Origin of the sequence: Mesorhizobium sp. M0587 (genome assembly GCF_040320945.1) — a bacterium.
Classification (GTDB): Bacteria; Pseudomonadota; Alphaproteobacteria; order Rhizobiales; family Rhizobiaceae; genus Mesorhizobium.
In genome coordinates, this window is the sequence record NZ_JAMYQP010000016.1 from 65,653 (window position 1) to 80,848 (window position 15,196).

Sequence of the window (15,196 nt, forward strand, 5' to 3'; positions counted from 1 at the left end):
AACTACTGTCCCATCTTGTAGTCGAGAAACCACTTCTTGTTCAGCGCATCGAACGTACCATCCGCCTTCAACGCCGCGATCGCCGCGTTGACCGGCTTCACCAGATCCGACCCCTTCGGGAAGATGAAACCGAAATCCTCGGTGCCGAGCGGTCCGCCGATCAGCTTCAGCTTGCCGTCGGAAGCGTCGACATAGCCCTTGCCGGCGGTGCCGTCGGTTAGCACCACATCGACGTCGCCCGACTTCAGCGCCTGCACCGTCGCGCCGAACGTCTCGAACAGTTTGATACGCGGGTTCTGCTCATTGCCGTCGAGCACGCTGTAGACGGCGGTGTAGAAGGGCGTGGTGCCGGCCTGCGCGCCGACCAGCCCGTCCTTGAAGGCACCGAAGGTCTTGGCGTCGGTGAAGCGGCTCTCGTCGCCGCGCACCAGCATGAATTGCTCAGAACGCATATAGGGGTCGGAGAAATCCACCTTCTCCTTGCGGTCGTCCTTGATGGTGATGCCGGTCATGCCGATGTTGTACTGGTTGTCGGAAACCGCCTGGATCATCGCATCCCAGGAGGTGTTCTGGTACTCGACGGTGAAATTCAGCCGCTTGGCGATTTCGTTCATCGCGTCATATTCCCAGCCGATCTGCTTGCCGGTCTTGGCATCGATGAACTGCAGCGGCGGATAGGCGTTCTCGGTCACCACCACCACCTTCTTGCCAGCGAGATCGGGCAGCGCTTGAGCGAAGGCGGCAACGGGCGCCAGGACAAGGGCAAGCAGGCCGGCCAACAGCAGTTTCGATTTGGTCATGACACATTCCCCAAGGATTGAAGGCGCCCGGCTAAAGACCGGGCTTGCAGGAAAATCCGGCGCCGACTTTAGCTTTCCGCAAGCGGCATGCAAGACGGTCCGCCGCGTCAGGATGGGTGAAAACGGATTCCAATGCCCTCCTTCCCAGGATTCAGGAACGAGCTTTGCGATCTCCGGTCAATCTCGGCCCGGCGCATCGGTGCCGGCCTGACGCAATCCGTCGATCAGCCGCGTCAAGGTTTGATGGAGGGACTTCAGTTCATCGCCATCGAGCGGCGAGTGGCAACGCATCGCCGCCGACACCTCTTTTGCGCCTTCGCGCAGTGCCCGGCCCTGTTGTGTCGGCTCGACCAACACCCGGCGTTCATCGGCGGCATCGCGCCGGCGCGTGACCAGACCGTTCGCTTCCAAGCGCTTGAGCAGCGGTGTCAGCGTCGCCGAATCCAGCCCCAGCGTCTCGCCGAGCTCGCCGACACTGCGCGGTGCGTGCTCCCACAGCGCCAGCATGGTCAGATATTGCGGATAGGTCAGGCCGAGCGGCTCGAGCAACGGCCGGTAGAGCCGGGTCATCAGCCCGCTCGCGGTGTAGAGCGCGAAGCATAGATGCTGCTCGAGCTTCGGTATCCCGGCGAAGTCCGCCAGGACGTCCGGAGGCGAATTTATGGTTTTGGCGATCATGCTGCCTTTGCCGAAAGCGCCACCTCGACATTGCCCTTGATGGCGTTGGAATAGGGGCAGATCTGGTGCGCCGCCGATACAAGCGCTTCCGCCGCCGCCTGATCAAGGCCTTTCGTCTCTGCCGCGAGCGCGACGCCGAGCTTGAAACCCTCGCCATTGGGAAGAAGGCTTACGGTGGCGGTTACCGCGGCATCCTCGAGCGGCAGTTTCTGTTTGCGCGCGACGAAGCGAATGGCGCTTTCGAAGCAGGCGGCGTAGCCGATGGCGAAAAGCTGCTCGGGATTGGTGGCCCCGCCTGGCCCGCCGAGCTCTTTGGGCATCGCCAGATCGACCTTGAGCAAACCGTCGCTGGTCTCGCCATGGCCGGCGCGGCCACCGGTGACGTGAGCCTGTGTCGTGTAAAGTGCCATATCATGCGTCTCCAGTTACTTTGTACACGATTATTTAGTGTACACTGTAATTAGCTGTCAACACACGACCGCCGCTCCCGAGGACGAAAGCGTTCACAGTCTGGTGAAACAAAAAAAGGCGGCCGAAGCCGCCTTTTTCGAAATCCTTCGTCGAAAGCTTATTCGGCGGGGGTCGCTTCCGCGGCCTTGGCGGCTTCGTCGGCAGCCTTCTTCTCGGCGGCTTCCTTGGCGGCTGTCTCGGCGGCCAGAGCCTGGGCAGCAGCGACCTTCTCGGCCTCGATGCGAGCCTTTTCGGCGTTCAGCGCGTCGCGCTCCTCATCGTTGAGCTTGCGGGCGCGCACGCCGGTATTTTCCGAAATGCGGGCCGACTTGCCGCGACGATCGCGCAGGTAATAGAGCTTGGCGCGGCGCACCTTGCCGCGGCGAACGATCTCGACGCCCTCGACCATCGGCGAATAGACCGGGAACACGCGTTCCACGCCTTCGCCGTAGGAGATCTTGCGGACGGTGAAATTTTCCTGGAAGCCGGAACCGGCGCGGGCGATGACGACGCCCTCATAGGCCTGGACGCGGGTGCGGGTGCCTTCGGTCACGCGGACCTGGACGCGCACGGTGTCGCCGGGCTGGAATTCGGGAAGCTTGCGCTTGGCCTCGATCTTGGCGGCCTGCTCGGCCTCGAGTTGACGGATAAGATCCATCTCAAAAATCCACTTCTTGTTCTTTCGACAGTCAGAGCGCCCTGCGCTCGCCTTGCAGTTCCATCGACCGCTCGGCTATGCCTTTTGTCCAAAGACATCGGGCAGGGGCGACTACACCGTCATTGTTGACGGGTCCGGCAAGTTTTCTCGCCAGTACGGCGGGCACATACAGCTATTTCACCAGTTTGTCACGCCTGCGCCGGAGTCTTTTTTGCCGGCATGGCCCCATGGTAATCCCGCCGTGCCGGTTGCGTGCATTCTTCAGGCTCCCTAAGGCTGACATAGCACAGTTCTCCGTGGCGGCCTTCCATGTCAGTCTTCGATGCCATCCTGCTTTTCGTCGCGGGCTTTCTTTCAGGCGCTGCCAACGCTGTCGCCGGCGGCGGCACCTTCATCACCTTCGGCGCCATGACATTGGTCGGCCTGCCGCCGATCGTCGCCAACGCAACCTCCTCGGTCACGCAGTTTCCGGGCTACATCACCTCGACGCTCGCCTATTGGGATGACATCAGGCATTTCTGGCGCGGCGCCCTGCTGCTCTGCCTGATCTCGGCGATCGGCGCGCTGGCCGGCGCGCTGGTCCTGCTGGCGCTCGACAACCCGTCGTTTCGCGCCATGGTGCCGTGGCTGCTGCTCGGCGCAACCGGCCTGTTCGCCGCCGGGCCATGGCTGAAGCCGTCGCCGAAGCCGGGGCACGAGGCGTCCGTCGGGTCGCTTGCCGGTTCGCTGGCGCAGTTCGTCACCGCCATCTATGGCGGCTTCTTCGGCGCGGGCATGGGTGTCATGATGCTGGCAACGCTCGGTCTCACCCAAGCCGGCGACTACCACCGGCTGAACGCCTTGAAGAACATGCTGGCCGTGGTTATCGCCGCTGTCGCGATCGTCGTCTTCGTCTCGGGCGGCGTGGTTGCCTGGCCGCAGGCGATCATCATGATCCCGGGCGGCGCGCTGGGCGGCTATGCCGGCGTCTGGATCGCCAAGCGCGTGCCGCAAAATCTGGTGCGCGGCTTCGTCGTCGCGGTCGGCCTGTTCCTCGCCTTCTATTATTTCACCAAGGGCTGAGCGGCCAGGAGGTCCGGCCGCCTCTCCTTGGTCAGCTTCTCCGACTCCGCCCGCCGCCACGCGGCGATCTTCTTGTGATTGCCCGAGATCAGCACCTCGGGAATCTCTCGTCCCTCGAACTCCTGCGGCCGGGTGTAGTGCGGATGTTCGAGGAGGCCGTTTTCGAAGCTCTCTTCCTCGCCCGACACGGCATTGCCCATGACCCCAGGCAGCAACCGCACCACGGCGTCGAGCAGCACAAGGGCGGCCGGCTCGCCGCCGGAGAGAATGAAATCGCCGATCGAGACTTCCTCCAAATTCCGCGCGTCGATCACCCGCTGGTCGACGCCTTCGAAGCGGCCGCACAGGATGACGGCGCCCGGCCCGGCGGCCAGTTCTCGCACGCGGGCTTGCGTCAGCGGCCTGCCGCGCGGGCTCATCAGCAGCCGTGGCCGCAAATCGCCTTCGGGCGAGGCATGGTCGATGGCTTTGGCCAGGACGTCGGCGCGCATCACCATGCCGGCGCCGCCGCCGGCCGGGGTATCGTCGACGGTGCGGTGGCGGTCGGTGGCGAAGTCGCGGATCTGGATCGCTTCCAGCGACCATGTGCCGGCTTCCAGCGCCCGCCCGGCCAGCGACAGGCCAAGTGCACCCGGAAACATCTCGGGGTAGAGTGTCAGCACCGAGGCGGAGAAACTCACCGGTTGCCCCCGGCGTCGCGCGGTCCGCGCGGCCTGCCCTTCGGGTCGAAATCGTCCTCGCGCGGCGGCTCGCCATCCTCGTCCTCGACGAGTCCGGCCGATGCCGGGTCGACACGGACGAAGCCTTCGGCGATCGACACGTCAGGCACGGCGGATTGCGTGAACGGGATCAGCACGCCCTTGCGCCCGCCCAACGTCACATCGAGGATATCGCCGCCACCGAAATTGTGAACCGCGACCACCTTGCCGATCGCAGCACCCGTGTCGTCCCTGACTTCCAACCCGATCAGGTCGGCATGGTAGAACTCGTCCTCCTCGCCATCGTCGGGCAGCATCGAGCGGTCAACGAAAAGCTCGGTGCCGGCAAGCGCCTCGGCGGCATTGCGGTCGCTGATGCCCTTGAAACGCACCACGACGACCGTGTTGGCGGGTCTGATGTCGATGATCTGGAAGGCGCGGCCGTCCCTGGCGTAGAGCGGGCCATAGTCGGCCAGCGCCATCGGCTCGCCGGTGAAGGTTTTCACCCTGAGCTCGCCCTTGATGCCGTGGGCGGCGCCGATCACGGCCATCTGGACAGGGTTTTGGGGCTTGCTCATGATTTACCTTCGTCATCCACGGGCGGAGCAGGCGCGAAGCGACTGCACAGACCCGAGGATCCATTCCGTTACGGTGACCGAAACCCACGGCATTTCAGAAAGGTCTCGTTCCTGCAACTCTCTATTTGCGGACACTCCACACGGTCTCCGCTGCAAAGTTACCAGTCGACTCCTAGCCCCAGCCGGTTGTCATTTCAATGACGCGCTCTTCACCGCTTCCTAACCTGAATCCCCGAAAATGCCGCCATGCAGGAATTCCTCATCCCGGCAAAGCCTGATCTCCAGGCGGCGCGTGAAAGCTGGCTGAAGATGCTGGCACGCGAACGCCGGCTGTCGCCCGAGACAGTCGAAGCCTATGAGCGCGACACCAGGCAGTTCCTGCATTTCCTTACCGGCCATTGCGGCGGCTCGCCCGGGATTTCCGATATCGCCGATCTGCGCCCGGCTGACCTGCGCGGCTTCCTCGCCGCCCGCCGCAACGCTGGCGCCGGCGCCCGCACGCTTGGCCGTGGGCTGGCCGGCATCCGCTCGCTGCTGCGCTTTCTCGAACGGCGCGGCATGGCCAATGCGGCAGGTGCGGCAGCCCTACGCGCACCGCGCCAGCCCAAATCCCTGCCCAAGCCGCTGACGGCGAGCGACGCCAAACATGTCGTGTCCGTCGAGGGCCAGCTGGCGGAGGAACCCTGGATTGCCGCCCGCAACGCCGCCGTCCTGACGCTGCTTTACGGCTCCGGCCTGCGCATCTCGGAAGCGCTCGGCCTCACCGGCGCCGATCTGGCGTCGGAAACGGACACCGTGCTGCGCATCACCGGCAAGGGCGGCAAGACGCGGCTGGTGCCGGTGCTGCCGGTGGCGCTGCGGGCGATCGCCGAATATCGCCGGCTGTGCCCGTATCATCTCGACCCGAAGGGGCTGCTGTTTCGCGGTGCGCGCGGCGGTCCGCTCAACCCGGCCATCATCCAGCGCGACATGGCCAAGCTGCGCTCGGTGCTCAACCTGCCCGACACCGCGACGCCACATGCGCTGCGCCATTCCTTCGCCACCCATCTGCTCGGCCGTGGCGGCGACCTGCGCACCATCCAGGAACTGCTCGGCCACGCCAGTCTCTCGACGACGCAGATTTACACCGGCGTCGACACCGCGAGGCTGCTGGAAATCTATGAATCGGCTCACCCGAGGGCGTGAAGCATTTGGGTTATGCGAGGCTTGCGGACTTCGTCATGCCAGGGCGGGGCAGGAGCGAAGCGACGTCGCGGAGACCCTGGCATCCATGCCGCGAACCAGGGCGAAGAGCGCAACGGAGGAGAATTCGGCACCGTAGCATCGCCCCGGAGGTAACGGTACGGGATCCTATGGTCTGCGCCGCGTCGCTTCGCTCCTTGCTGCGCCATAGGATGACGATGGGATGGGCGGCTCAACTAACCGTCAAAAACATTCGATCCAGCAACTCAAGCGATGGTCAAAACTGACTGAACCGGAGACAATTTCATTCTCCCGATTAACCGTTTTGCCGCTTTTCGGTCGTAGGAAAGCATGATGAAACGCGTCATTGCCATTGCCGACCGCGCAGCTTCCCTATCGCTGAAGCTGCTGGTTGCACTCAACGTGCTGTTTTTCCTGTCTTTCCTTGCCGTCCTGCTGTTTTCGGCCGGCAGGGCGCATGCCGAAATCCCGTCCTGCACCGGCGCCGACATGCTGTCTGCCCTGCAGAAGAACGATGCGGCCGCGTATCGCAAGATCGAGGCGGATGCCGCCGCTACGCCAAACGGCAAGGGGCTGCTGTGGAAACTGGAAAAACCTGGCGAGACGCCATCGTTCCTGTTTGGCACGATGCATATGACAGACCCGCGCGTCACCGTGCTGCCCCTGGCCGCGCAGAAGGCTTATGACGCCGCCGGCACCATCATCATCGAGACCACCGACGTGCTCGACAAGCAGAAGATGATGGCGGCGATGCTCAAGGAGCCGGACCTTATGATGTTCACTGACTCCACGACGCTGTCATCATTGCTGTCGCCGGACGACGCAGCGGCCATGAATGCCGCGCTCGACGCGCGCGGCATTCCGCCGGCAACCGTGGCCAAGATGAAGCCATGGATGCTTTCGGCCATGATGGCGCTTCCGGCTTGCGAACTTGCCCGCCAGTCGGGCGGAGCTCCGGTGCTCGATGTCAAGCTGGCCGAAGGCGCCAAGGCCGCCGGCAAAGCGGTGGAAGGATTGGAAACGGCCGAGGGCCAGTTGCGGGCCATGGCCTCGCTGCCGCTGTCGTTTCACATGAAGGGGCTGGTCGACACATTGAAGCTGGGCGACAAGGTCAACGACATCAACGAGACCATGATCGTCCTCTACCAGCGCGGCGACACTGGCATGTTCTGGCCGCTGTTCCGTGCCGCCATGCCTGAAGAGCAGAATGACCCCTCGGGTTATGCGGCATTCGAGCAAACCATGATCACCAGCCGCAACAAGGTGATGGTCGACCATGCCGGGCCGATCCTGGCCAAGGGCAATGCCTTCATGGCGGTCGGCGCCCTCCACCTTCCCGGTCCCGAGGGACTGGTCGAGGATTTCCGCAAAGCCGGCTATACTGTCACTGCTGTCGATTGAGTCGCGTGGCAGCGGAGGACCCGGGCGCCGCGTTTTCGGCGTTTTTCTCCCTTAGCGTAAGGCTATTCAACGGTTGCGCGTTGATGGCGTTGATTGATCATTTTCATCCACGGAGGACACTTTTATGGCGAATCCATCAAACGACACCCCCAGGTCGAGTGGCGGCGGCAGCCCATGGCTGATTGCGCTGGTCGTCGTTATTCTGGCGGTTGTCGCGTATTATGTTTTCGGAAGAAGTGGCGAACATCCGGCACCTGCCGAGCCGCCGGCCGCCAGCACTCCGGCCCCGGCGCCTGCCGAACCGATGAAGCCGGCAGCTCCCGCGGCGCCTGCACCCGCAACTCCGGCTCCTGCAACGCCTGCACCGGCGCCCGCGCCTGCCCCGGCGCCTGCTCCCGCGCCTGCCCCTGCGCCTGCCGCACCGGCCCAGTGATAGGCTCGATATCAAAGACGAACGGCCCGCTGAAGAGCGGGCCGTTTTGCTTTTGCGCTCTGAACGCTTTTAGATGTGGATCGGCTTGAAGAAGGTGGCCAGCGCCGCCTCCTTGACCGCTTCCGACATCGTCGGATGCGCGTGGCAGGTGCGGGCAAGATCCTCGGACGAGCCGCCGAACTCCATCAGCACCGCCGCCTCGTGGATCATCTCGCCGGCGCCGAAGCCGACGATATGGACCCCGAGCACGCGGTCGCTTTGCTTGTCAGCGAGGATCTTCACGAAACCGTCCGTGTGCAGCATGGCGCGCGCCCGGCCATTGGCGCTGAACGGGAATTTCCCGACCTTGTAATCGATGCCGGCCTTTTTCAGCTCTTCCTCGGTCTTGCCGACAGAGGCGATTTCCGGGGTGGTGTAGACGACGCTCGGAATGACATCGTAGTTCACATGGCCGGCTTGGCCGGCAATTGTCTCGGCCACCGCCACGCCCTCGTCTTCGGCCTTGTGCGCCAGCATCGGCCCGGCAATGACGTCGCCGATGGCATAGATGCCTGACACGTTGGTCCGCAGATGGCCGTCGGTCTTGACCCGGCGGCGCTCGTCGACCTCGACGCCGGCTTCCTTCAAGCCGAGACTGTCGGAAAAGGCGCGGCGCCCGGTAGCGATCAGCACGACATCCGCATCGACGGTTTCGGCGGCACCGCCCTTGACCGGCTCGAAGGTGACGGTCGCACCTTTTTTAGGCTTGGCGACACCGGTCACCTTAGCGCCGAGCTTGAACTCGAAACCCTGCTTCGACAGCAACCGCTGGAACTGCTTAGAGACCTCGCCGTCCATGCCGCCCAGGATGGTGTCGAGGAACTCGACCACCGTGACCTTGGCGCCGAGCCGTGCCCAGACCGATCCAAGCTCCAGCCCGATGACGCCGCCGCCGACCACCACCAGATGGCCGGGAACCTTCTCCAACGACAACGCACCGGTCGACGACACGATGACCTTCTCGTCGATATCGACGTTGACGCCGGGAATGCCTGCGACATCCGAGCCGGTGGCGACGACGATGTTCTTGGTCTCGATCTCCTCGACCTTGCCGTCCTCGCCGGTCACCGAGACCTTGCCGGCCGCGACCACCTTGCCGGTGCCACGGAAGCTGTCGATCTTGTTCTTCTTGAACAGGAAGGCGACGCCGTTCACGTTGGAGGTCACGGTCGCATCCTTGTGCGCCATCATCTTCTTCAGGTTCAATTTCGGCGCTGATATTTCGACGCCGAGCGTATCGAAGGAATGGCCGGCCTCGGCGAACATCTCGGAGGCATGGAGCATCGCCTTGGACGGGATGCAGCCGATGTTGAGGCAGGTGCCGCCGAAGGTAGCGTTCTTCTCGACCACCGCGACCTTCAGCCCAAGCTGTGCCGCCTTGATGGCGCAGACATAGCCGCCCGGTCCCGACCCGATGATAACGACGTCATAAGCCATGATACTGTCCTTCTCGATTGGGGCTCAGCGGCCGCCGCTTACATTCAGGATCGCGCCGGTCGTATAGGACGCGGCGTCGGATAAGAAATAGAGAACAGCACCCGCGACCTCATCCACGGTGCCGGCTCTTTTCATCGGCAACATGTCGCGGACCCGCTCCACCCTGTCCGGCTGCCCGCCGGAGGCGTGGATCTCGGTGTCGATGATACCAGGCCGCACCGCGTTGACGCGGATGCCCTCCAGCGCCACCTCGCGGGCAAGCCCGACGGTGAAGGTGTCGATGGCGCCCTTGGAGGCGGCGTAGTCGACATATTCGCCCGGCGATCCCAGCATCGCCGCGGCCGACGAGATGTTGACGATCGATCCGCCCGACCCGCCGTGGCGGGTCGACATCCGTTTCACCGCTTCGCGGGCGCACAGAAACGAACCCACGACATTGATACGCATCATGCGCTCAAGCCTGGAGACATCCATCTCGTCGACGCGCGCCTTGATATCGACAATGCCGGCATTGTTGACGAAAGCGTCGAGCCGACCATAGGCGCGATCGACGGCGCCGAACATGGCGACGATATCGGATTCGACGCCGACATCGCCCCTGACCGCAAAGGCCTCGCCGCCGGCGGCCTTGATTTCGCCGACCAGCGCGGCGGCGGCGGTCTGGTTGGAGGCGTAGTTGACCGCGACGTGATAGCCGGCCTTCGACCCGAGCCGGCAGATGGCGGCGCCGATGCCGCGGCTGCCGCCGGTGACCAGCAACACCTTCTGTGTCCCGCTCATTCCTGGCATCCCTTCAAGGCAAACACATCCCACGGCACTTTGGAAAATCCGCCGCTTCCATAGGCCGTCGATTGACGCAGCGATGGACCGAGGTCGGGCAGAATCAGCGTCTTCGGCGCCTCCACGCCTTCGGCCGGCAGCAGCCCGATGCTGCCCCCGTTGGCGCCCTTGTCATCCGACGTATAGATGACACCGTGCCAGGACGTGCAGGCTGCAAGCTCCTCGCCGGTGACGTCGCCCTCCGGGCATTTGTACATCAGCGCGCCGTTCGGCCGCGACACGCCCTCGTTCCACATGACGATGCCGTTCAGCACCACATTGTTGTCGAGGATCATGCGGAAGCTGTTGGTGACTGTGACGGACGTGCCGGTCGGAGTGAACTCGATCTCGGTGCCGCTCTGGGGGTCGCCGTAGACGGCAAGCTCGATCGGGCAGGCTGCGTGGGCACTAGAATTCGCCGCCGTGAGAGCGGCCAAACATCCGATCACGGTCGCGGTGACCACAGGCAAATCGGAGAAAAGCCAGACGAATCCGCGCCGAAACAATCGGCGTACGGTATCTGGCCAACCAATCATTGCGGATCAGCTCCGCTCAGAGATCAAGCACCAGCCGTTCCGGATCCTCCAGGCTTTCCTTGACGCGGACCAGGAAGGTCACCGCTTCCTTGCCGTCGACGATGCGGTGATCGTAGCTGAGCGCCAGATACATCATCGGCCGGATCACGATCTGGCCGCCGACCACGACAGGCCGGTCCTGGATCTTGTGCATGCCGAGAATGCCCGACTGCGGCGCGTTGAGGATCGGCGTCGACATCAGCGACCCGTAAACGCCACCGTTGGAAATCGTAAACGTGCCGCCTTGCATATCCGCCACCGACAGCTTGCCGTCGCGGGCGGCGATGCCGAGCCGGCCGATATCCTTCTCGATCTCGGCGATCGACATCTGGTCGGCATCGCGCACGACCGGTACGACCAGGCCCTTTTCGGTGCCGACCGCGACGCCGATATGGGCGTAGTTCTTGAAGATGATGTCGGTGCCGTCAATCTCGGCATTGACCGAGGGGATTTCCTTCAGCGCATGCGTCACCGCCTTGGTGAAGAAGCCCATGAAGCCGAGCTTCACGCCATGCTTCTTCTCGAACACGTCCTTGTATTTGGCCCGCAGCGCCATCACCGCGCTCATGTCGACCTCGTTGAAGGTGGTCAGCATGGCGGCGGTCGACTGCGCTTCCTTCAGCCGGCGCGCGATGGTCTGGCGCAATTTGGTCATGCGCACGCGCTCCTCGCGCGACGCGTCGTCGCCCGAGGACGGCGCCCGCACGACAATTGGTGCCGGCGCTGCCTTGGGGGTCTCGGCCGGCTGCGACGGCGCGCCTTTGGAGATGGCGTCGAGCACGTCGCCCTTCAGCACCTGGCCGCGCTTGCCTGAACCGGAAACCTGGTCGACCGACAGATTGTGCTCGGCTATCAGCTTTGCCGCTGCCGGTGCCGGCGGCATGGTGCGCGGCTCGACCGCGCCGGCGTCGCCGGCGATCTTGGCGGTCTCGGCCGCGGCCTGCTTGCCGGTCGATGCCGCATTCGGCGACGAAGCCTGCGATACCGCTTGCGGTTTGGTCGCCGGGGCAGCGGCACCACCGCCGGCCGCGATCGACCCGAGAAGCGCGCCGACATTGACCGTGTCGCCCTCATTGGCGGTGATTTCGCTCAGCGTGCCCGCGGCGGCGGCCGGGACCTCCACGGTCACCTTGTCGGTTTCGAGCTCGACCAGCGGCTCGTCGGCGGCAATGGCGTCGCCGACCTTCTTGAACCATTTGCCGATAGTCGCCTCGGTGACGGATTCGCCGAGAGTGGGAACGCGGATTTCGGTAGCCATTGTGCCTGTCCGTTCTTTCGGTTCTGTTTTGTCAGCCCGGTTCTGTTTTATTCGCCAAGCGCGTCTTCGAGCAGGGCGGCGAGCTGGGCGAGGTGCTTGGACATCAATCCGGTCGCCGGCGACGCGGCCGCCGGCCGGCCGGTATAGCGCACCCGCTGATGCTTGGCGTCGATATGCGCCAGCACCCATTCCAGATAGGGGTCGATGAACGACCAGGCGCCCATATTCTTGGGTTCCTCCTGGCACCACACCATCTCGGCGTTGCGGAAGCGCGACAGTTCCGTGATCAGCGCCTTGGCCGGGAACGGGTAGAGCTGTTCGACGCGCAGCAGATAGATGTCGTTGATGCCGCGCTTCTCGCGCTCCTCGTAGAGGTCGTAATAGACCTTGCCCGAGCACAGCACGACGCGGCGGATCTTGGAATCCTTGGTCAGCTTGATCGGCTGGTTGGGCAACAGCTGGGCATCGTCCCACAGCAGCCGGTGGAACGAGCTTTCGCCAGAGATTTCCGGCAGCGTCGACACCGCCCGCTTGTGGCGCAGCAGCGACTTCGGCGTCATCAGGATCAGCGGCTTGCGGAAGTCCCGCTTCAGCTGCCGGCGCAATATGTGGAAGTAATTGGCCGGCGTGGTGCAGTTGGCCACTTGCATGTTGTCTTCGGCGCAAAGTTGCAGGAAGCGCTCGAGCCGGGCCGAGGAATGTTCCGGACCCTGGCCTTCATAGCCATGCGGCAACAGGCAGACGAGACCCGACATTCTGAGCCACTTGCGTTCGCCCGACGAGATGAACTGGTCGAACACCACCTGGGCGCCGTTGGCGAAGTCGCCAAACTGTGCTTCCCACAGCGTCAGCGCCTTCGGCTCGGCCAGGCTGTAGCCATATTCGAAGCCGAGCACCGCCTCTTCCGACAGCATCGAGTTGATGACTTCGTAGCCGGCTTGCGCGGCCGACAGATTGTTGAGCGGGATGTAGCGGGTCTCGTCGCGCTGGTCATAGAGCACCGAGTGGCGCTGCGAGAAGGTGCCGCGTTCGGAATCCTGCCCAGACAGTCGGATCGGGTTGCCGTCGAGCAGGATGGCGCCAAAGGCCAGCGCCTCGGCGGTCGACCAGTCGATGCCTTCGCCGGATTCGATAGCCTGGCGACGGTTTTCGAGGAAGCGGATGATCGTCTTGTGCGCCTCGAAATCCTTCGGCACTTCGGTCAGCTTCTTGCCGATTTCCTTCAGCGTCTTGACCGGGACGGCGGTCTTGCCGCGCCTTTGTTCGTCCTGGTTGTCGGCCGTGCGCAGGCCCGACCAGGCGCCGTCGAGCCAGTCCGCCTTGTTGGGTTTATAGTGTTGGCCGACTTCCCACTCGGATTCCAGATGCGTGCGCCAGTCGGCCTTCATCTGGTCGAGTTCGGTTTGGTTGATGTGGCCCTCGGCGATCAGCCGGTCGCCATAGATCTGCACCGTCGTCTTGTGGGTGCGGATGTTGCGGTACATGATCGGCTGGGTGAAGGCCGGTTCGTCGCCCTCATTGTGGCCGAAGCGGCGGTAGCAGAACATATCGACCACAACAGGCTTGTGGAACTTCATGCGGAATTCGATAGCCACCTTGGTGGCGTGGACCACCGCTTCCGGGTCGTCGCCGTTGACGTGGAAGATCGGCGCCTCGATCATCTTGGCGACATCGGACGGATAGGGCGACGAGCGCGAGAAGCGCGGATTGGTGGTGAAACCGATCTGGTTGTTGATGATGAAATGCAGCGTACCGGCGACGCGGTGGCCGCGCAGGCCGGACAGGCCGAGGATTTCGGCGATCACGCCCTGGCCGGCGAAGGCGGCATCGCCGTGCAGCAACAGCGGCAGCACCTTGGCGCGTTCTTCCAGCGGCACGATCTCCTCGCGGCCGCGGCCGAAAAGATAGTCCTGCTTGGCGCGTGCCTTGCCCATCACCACCGGATCGACGATCTCGAGATGGGAAGGGTTTGCGGTTAGCGACAAATGCACCTTGTTGCCGTCGAACTCGCGATCCGACGAGGCGCCGAGATGGTACTTGACGTCGCCCGAGCCCTCGACCTCGTCGGGTGCGGCCGAGCCGCCCTTGAACTCGTGGAAGATGGCGCGGTGCGGCTTGGCCATCACCTGGGACAGCACGTTCAGGCGGCCGCGATGCGCCATGCCGAGAACGATCTCCTTCATGCCGAGCTGACCGCCGCGCTTGACGATCTGCTCCAGCGCCGGGATCAGCGCTTCACTGCCGTCGAGGCCGAAACGCTTGGTGCCCTTGTACTTGACGTCGATGAACTGCTCGAAGCCTTCCGCCTCGACCAGCTTCTGCAGGATCGCCTTCTTGCCGGTGGCGGTGAAGGAGATCTCCTTGTCGGCGCCCTCGATGCGCGCCTGGATCCAGGCCTTTTCCTCGGGGTCGGAGATATGCATGAATTCGACGCCCAGCGTCGAGCAGTAGGTGCGGGTCAGGATCTCCAGCATCTGCCGGATGGTGCCAAATTCCAGTCCGAGCACATTGTCGAGGAAGATCGGCCGGTCGTAGTCGGCTTCGGTGAAGCCGTAATTCTCCGGCGACAATTCATTGTAGTCCTCGAGCGGCTTGGCGATGCCGAGCGGGTCGAGATTGGCGTGCAGATGGCCGCGCATGCGGTAGGCGCGGATCATCATGATGGCGCGCACGGAATCGCGTGTCGCCTGGTGCACGTCGGCGTCGGAAAGCACGACGCCGTTGGTGACCGCCTTGTCCTTGACCTTCTTTTCCAGATGCTTCTCGACAATGCCCCAATTGCCGTCGAGCGCCGACACCAGTTCGCCATTGGCCTGCATCGGCCAGGAGGGCTTCGCCCATGAGGCGCCCTTGGCATTGTTGCGCACGTCGCCGGCATCGTCCTTCAGCCCGGCGAAGAACTCCTGCCACTCGGGATTGACCGAAGCAGGATCATCCTCATAGGCGGCATAGAGCGCGTCGATGTAATCGGCGTTGCCGCCATAGAGGAAAGAGGTGAGCGAAAACTGGTCGTTGGCCTGATCTTGTCTTGCCATTTTTTGTGCGGAGCCTGGCTCCGTCTCCTGTTTTTGGAAGGGAGTAGGGGAATAAGGCAGTAAGGGAGTAGG

At 63.6% G+C, this 15,196-nt stretch carries 14 protein-coding genes; 3 read left to right on the top strand and 11 right to left on the bottom strand.

Going from position 1 to position 15,196, the window contains the following annotated elements; translation table 11 throughout:
• Nucleotides 1–2: 2 nt before the first annotated feature.
• From NKI49_RS16635 to rplS, 4 genes are all read right to left on the bottom strand, one after another.
• On the bottom strand, nucleotides 3–800 hold the full coding sequence (locus tag NKI49_RS16635) for a transporter substrate-binding domain-containing protein (protein ID WP_352602955.1): 798 nt from the start codon (nucleotides 798–800) through the stop codon (nucleotides 3–5).
• Nucleotides 801–977: 177 nt separating this feature from the next.
• Nucleotides 978–1,478 (bottom strand): MarR family winged helix-turn-helix transcriptional regulator, encoded by a 501-nt coding sequence (locus NKI49_RS16640; protein ID WP_352602957.1) that lies wholly within the window; start codon nucleotides 1,476–1,478, stop codon nucleotides 978–980.
• The gene (locus NKI49_RS16645) at nucleotides 1,475–1,888 is read right to left on the bottom strand and encodes an organic hydroperoxide resistance protein (RefSeq protein ID WP_027025586.1); all 414 of its coding nucleotides are present in this window, start codon (nucleotides 1,886–1,888) and stop codon (nucleotides 1,475–1,477) included. Before NKI49_RS16645 ends, NKI49_RS16640 begins: the two co-directional genes overlap by 4 nt.
• A gap of 158 nt (nucleotides 1,889–2,046) precedes the next feature.
• On the bottom strand, nucleotides 2,047–2,586 hold the full coding sequence (rplS, locus tag NKI49_RS16650) for a 50S ribosomal protein L19 (protein ID WP_027025585.1): 540 nt from the start codon (nucleotides 2,584–2,586) through the stop codon (nucleotides 2,047–2,049).
• Nucleotides 2,587–2,895: 309 nt separating this feature from the next.
• On the opposite strand from rplS, the gene NKI49_RS16655 reads away from it, so the two are divergent.
• Entirely contained in the window at nucleotides 2,896–3,648 is a 753-nt protein-coding gene (locus tag NKI49_RS16655) for a sulfite exporter TauE/SafE family protein (protein WP_352602960.1), read from the top strand.
• On the opposite strand, the gene trmD is transcribed toward NKI49_RS16655, so the two are convergent.
• Together trmD and rimM are read right to left on the bottom strand one after the other, a co-directional pair.
• Complete coding sequence (gene trmD / locus NKI49_RS16660) at nucleotides 3,630–4,328, bottom strand: tRNA (guanosine(37)-N1)-methyltransferase TrmD (RefSeq protein WP_027025583.1); 699 nt, start codon at nucleotides 4,326–4,328, stop codon at nucleotides 3,630–3,632. The genes NKI49_RS16655 and trmD overlap by 19 nt on opposite strands.
• The gene (rimM, locus tag NKI49_RS16665) at nucleotides 4,325–4,924 is read right to left on the bottom strand and encodes a ribosome maturation factor RimM (RefSeq protein WP_352602962.1); all 600 of its coding nucleotides are present in this window, start codon (nucleotides 4,922–4,924) and stop codon (nucleotides 4,325–4,327) included. The genes trmD and rimM overlap by 4 nt, the downstream gene beginning before the upstream one ends.
• 246 nt (nucleotides 4,925–5,170) lie before the next feature.
• On the opposite strand from rimM, the gene NKI49_RS16670 reads away from it, so the two are divergent.
• Together NKI49_RS16670 and NKI49_RS16675 are read left to right on the top strand one after the other, a co-directional pair.
• A complete protein-coding gene (locus NKI49_RS16670) occupies nucleotides 5,171–6,109 on the top strand; it encodes a tyrosine recombinase XerC (protein ID WP_352602964.1) in 939 nt (312 codons plus the stop codon).
• Between the two features lie 351 nt (nucleotides 6,110–6,460).
• On the top strand, nucleotides 6,461–7,528 hold the full coding sequence (locus NKI49_RS16675) for a TraB/GumN family protein (protein ID WP_352602966.1): 1,068 nt from the start codon (nucleotides 6,461–6,463) through the stop codon (nucleotides 7,526–7,528).
• Nucleotides 7,529–8,030: 502 nt separating this feature from the next.
• On the opposite strand, the gene lpdA is transcribed toward NKI49_RS16675, so the two are convergent.
• The 5 genes from lpdA to NKI49_RS16700 all read right to left on the bottom strand — a co-directional run bounded on the left by lpdA (nucleotide 8,031) and on the right by NKI49_RS16700 (nucleotide 15,124).
• On the bottom strand, nucleotides 8,031–9,437 hold the full coding sequence (gene lpdA / locus NKI49_RS16680; protein WP_352602968.1) for a dihydrolipoyl dehydrogenase: 1,407 nt from the start codon (nucleotides 9,435–9,437) through the stop codon (nucleotides 8,031–8,033).
• Between the two features lie 24 nt (nucleotides 9,438–9,461).
• On the bottom strand, nucleotides 9,462–10,217 hold the full coding sequence (locus NKI49_RS16685; protein ID WP_352602970.1) for an SDR family oxidoreductase: 756 nt from the start codon (nucleotides 10,215–10,217) through the stop codon (nucleotides 9,462–9,464).
• A complete protein-coding gene (locus NKI49_RS16690; RefSeq protein WP_352602972.1) occupies nucleotides 10,214–10,693 on the bottom strand; it encodes a hypothetical protein in 480 nt (159 codons plus the stop codon). The genes NKI49_RS16685 and NKI49_RS16690 overlap by 4 nt, the downstream gene beginning before the upstream one ends.
• 115 nt (nucleotides 10,694–10,808) lie before the next feature.
• Nucleotides 10,809–12,089 (bottom strand): 2-oxoglutarate dehydrogenase complex dihydrolipoyllysine-residue succinyltransferase, encoded by a 1,281-nt coding sequence (odhB, locus tag NKI49_RS16695; RefSeq protein ID WP_352602974.1) that lies wholly within the window; start codon nucleotides 12,087–12,089, stop codon nucleotides 10,809–10,811.
• Between the two features lie 47 nt (nucleotides 12,090–12,136).
• Nucleotides 12,137–15,124 carry a 2-oxoglutarate dehydrogenase E1 component gene (locus NKI49_RS16700; protein ID WP_352602976.1) on the bottom strand — a complete coding sequence of 996 codons (2,988 nt, stop codon included), beginning with the start codon at nucleotides 15,122–15,124 and terminating at the stop codon, nucleotides 12,137–12,139.
• Between the last annotated feature and the right edge of the window lie 72 nt (nucleotides 15,125–15,196).

What these genes read in the sequence shown, in the direction of transcription:
- lpdA (WP_352602968.1), bottom strand. Translation starts at nt 9,437, where the DNA reads ATGGCTTATGACGTCGTTATCATCGGGTCGGGACCGGGCGGCTATGTC.
- NKI49_RS16700 (WP_352602976.1), bottom strand. Translation starts at nt 15,124, where the DNA reads ATGGCAAGACAAGATCAGGCCAACGACCAGTTTTCGCTCACCTCTTTC.
- rplS (WP_027025585.1), bottom strand. Translation starts at nt 2,586, where the DNA reads ATGGATCTTATCCGTCAACTCGAGGCCGAGCAGGCCGCCAAGATCGAG.
- NKI49_RS16670 (WP_352602964.1), top strand. Translation starts at nt 5,171, where the DNA reads ATGCAGGAATTCCTCATCCCGGCAAAGCCTGATCTCCAGGCGGCGCGT.
- NKI49_RS16645 (WP_027025586.1), bottom strand. Translation starts at nt 1,888, where the DNA reads ATGGCACTTTACACGACACAGGCTCACGTCACCGGTGGCCGCGCCGGC.
- NKI49_RS16685 (WP_352602970.1), bottom strand. Translation starts at nt 10,217, where the DNA reads ATGAGCGGGACACAGAAGGTGTTGCTGGTCACCGGCGGCAGCCGCGGC.
- rimM (WP_352602962.1), bottom strand. Translation starts at nt 4,924, where the DNA reads ATGAGCAAGCCCCAAAACCCTGTCCAGATGGCCGTGATCGGCGCCGCC.
- NKI49_RS16675 (WP_352602966.1), top strand. Translation starts at nt 6,461, where the DNA reads ATGAAACGCGTCATTGCCATTGCCGACCGCGCAGCTTCCCTATCGCTG.
- odhB (WP_352602974.1), bottom strand. Translation starts at nt 12,089, where the DNA reads ATGGCTACCGAAATCCGCGTTCCCACTCTCGGCGAATCCGTCACCGAG.
- NKI49_RS16635 (WP_352602955.1), bottom strand. Translation starts at nt 800, where the DNA reads ATGACCAAATCGAAACTGCTGTTGGCCGGCCTGCTTGCCCTTGTCCTG.
- NKI49_RS16640 (WP_352602957.1), bottom strand. Translation starts at nt 1,478, where the DNA reads ATGATCGCCAAAACCATAAATTCGCCTCCGGACGTCCTGGCGGACTTC.
- NKI49_RS16655 (WP_352602960.1), top strand. Translation starts at nt 2,896, where the DNA reads ATGTCAGTCTTCGATGCCATCCTGCTTTTCGTCGCGGGCTTTCTTTCA.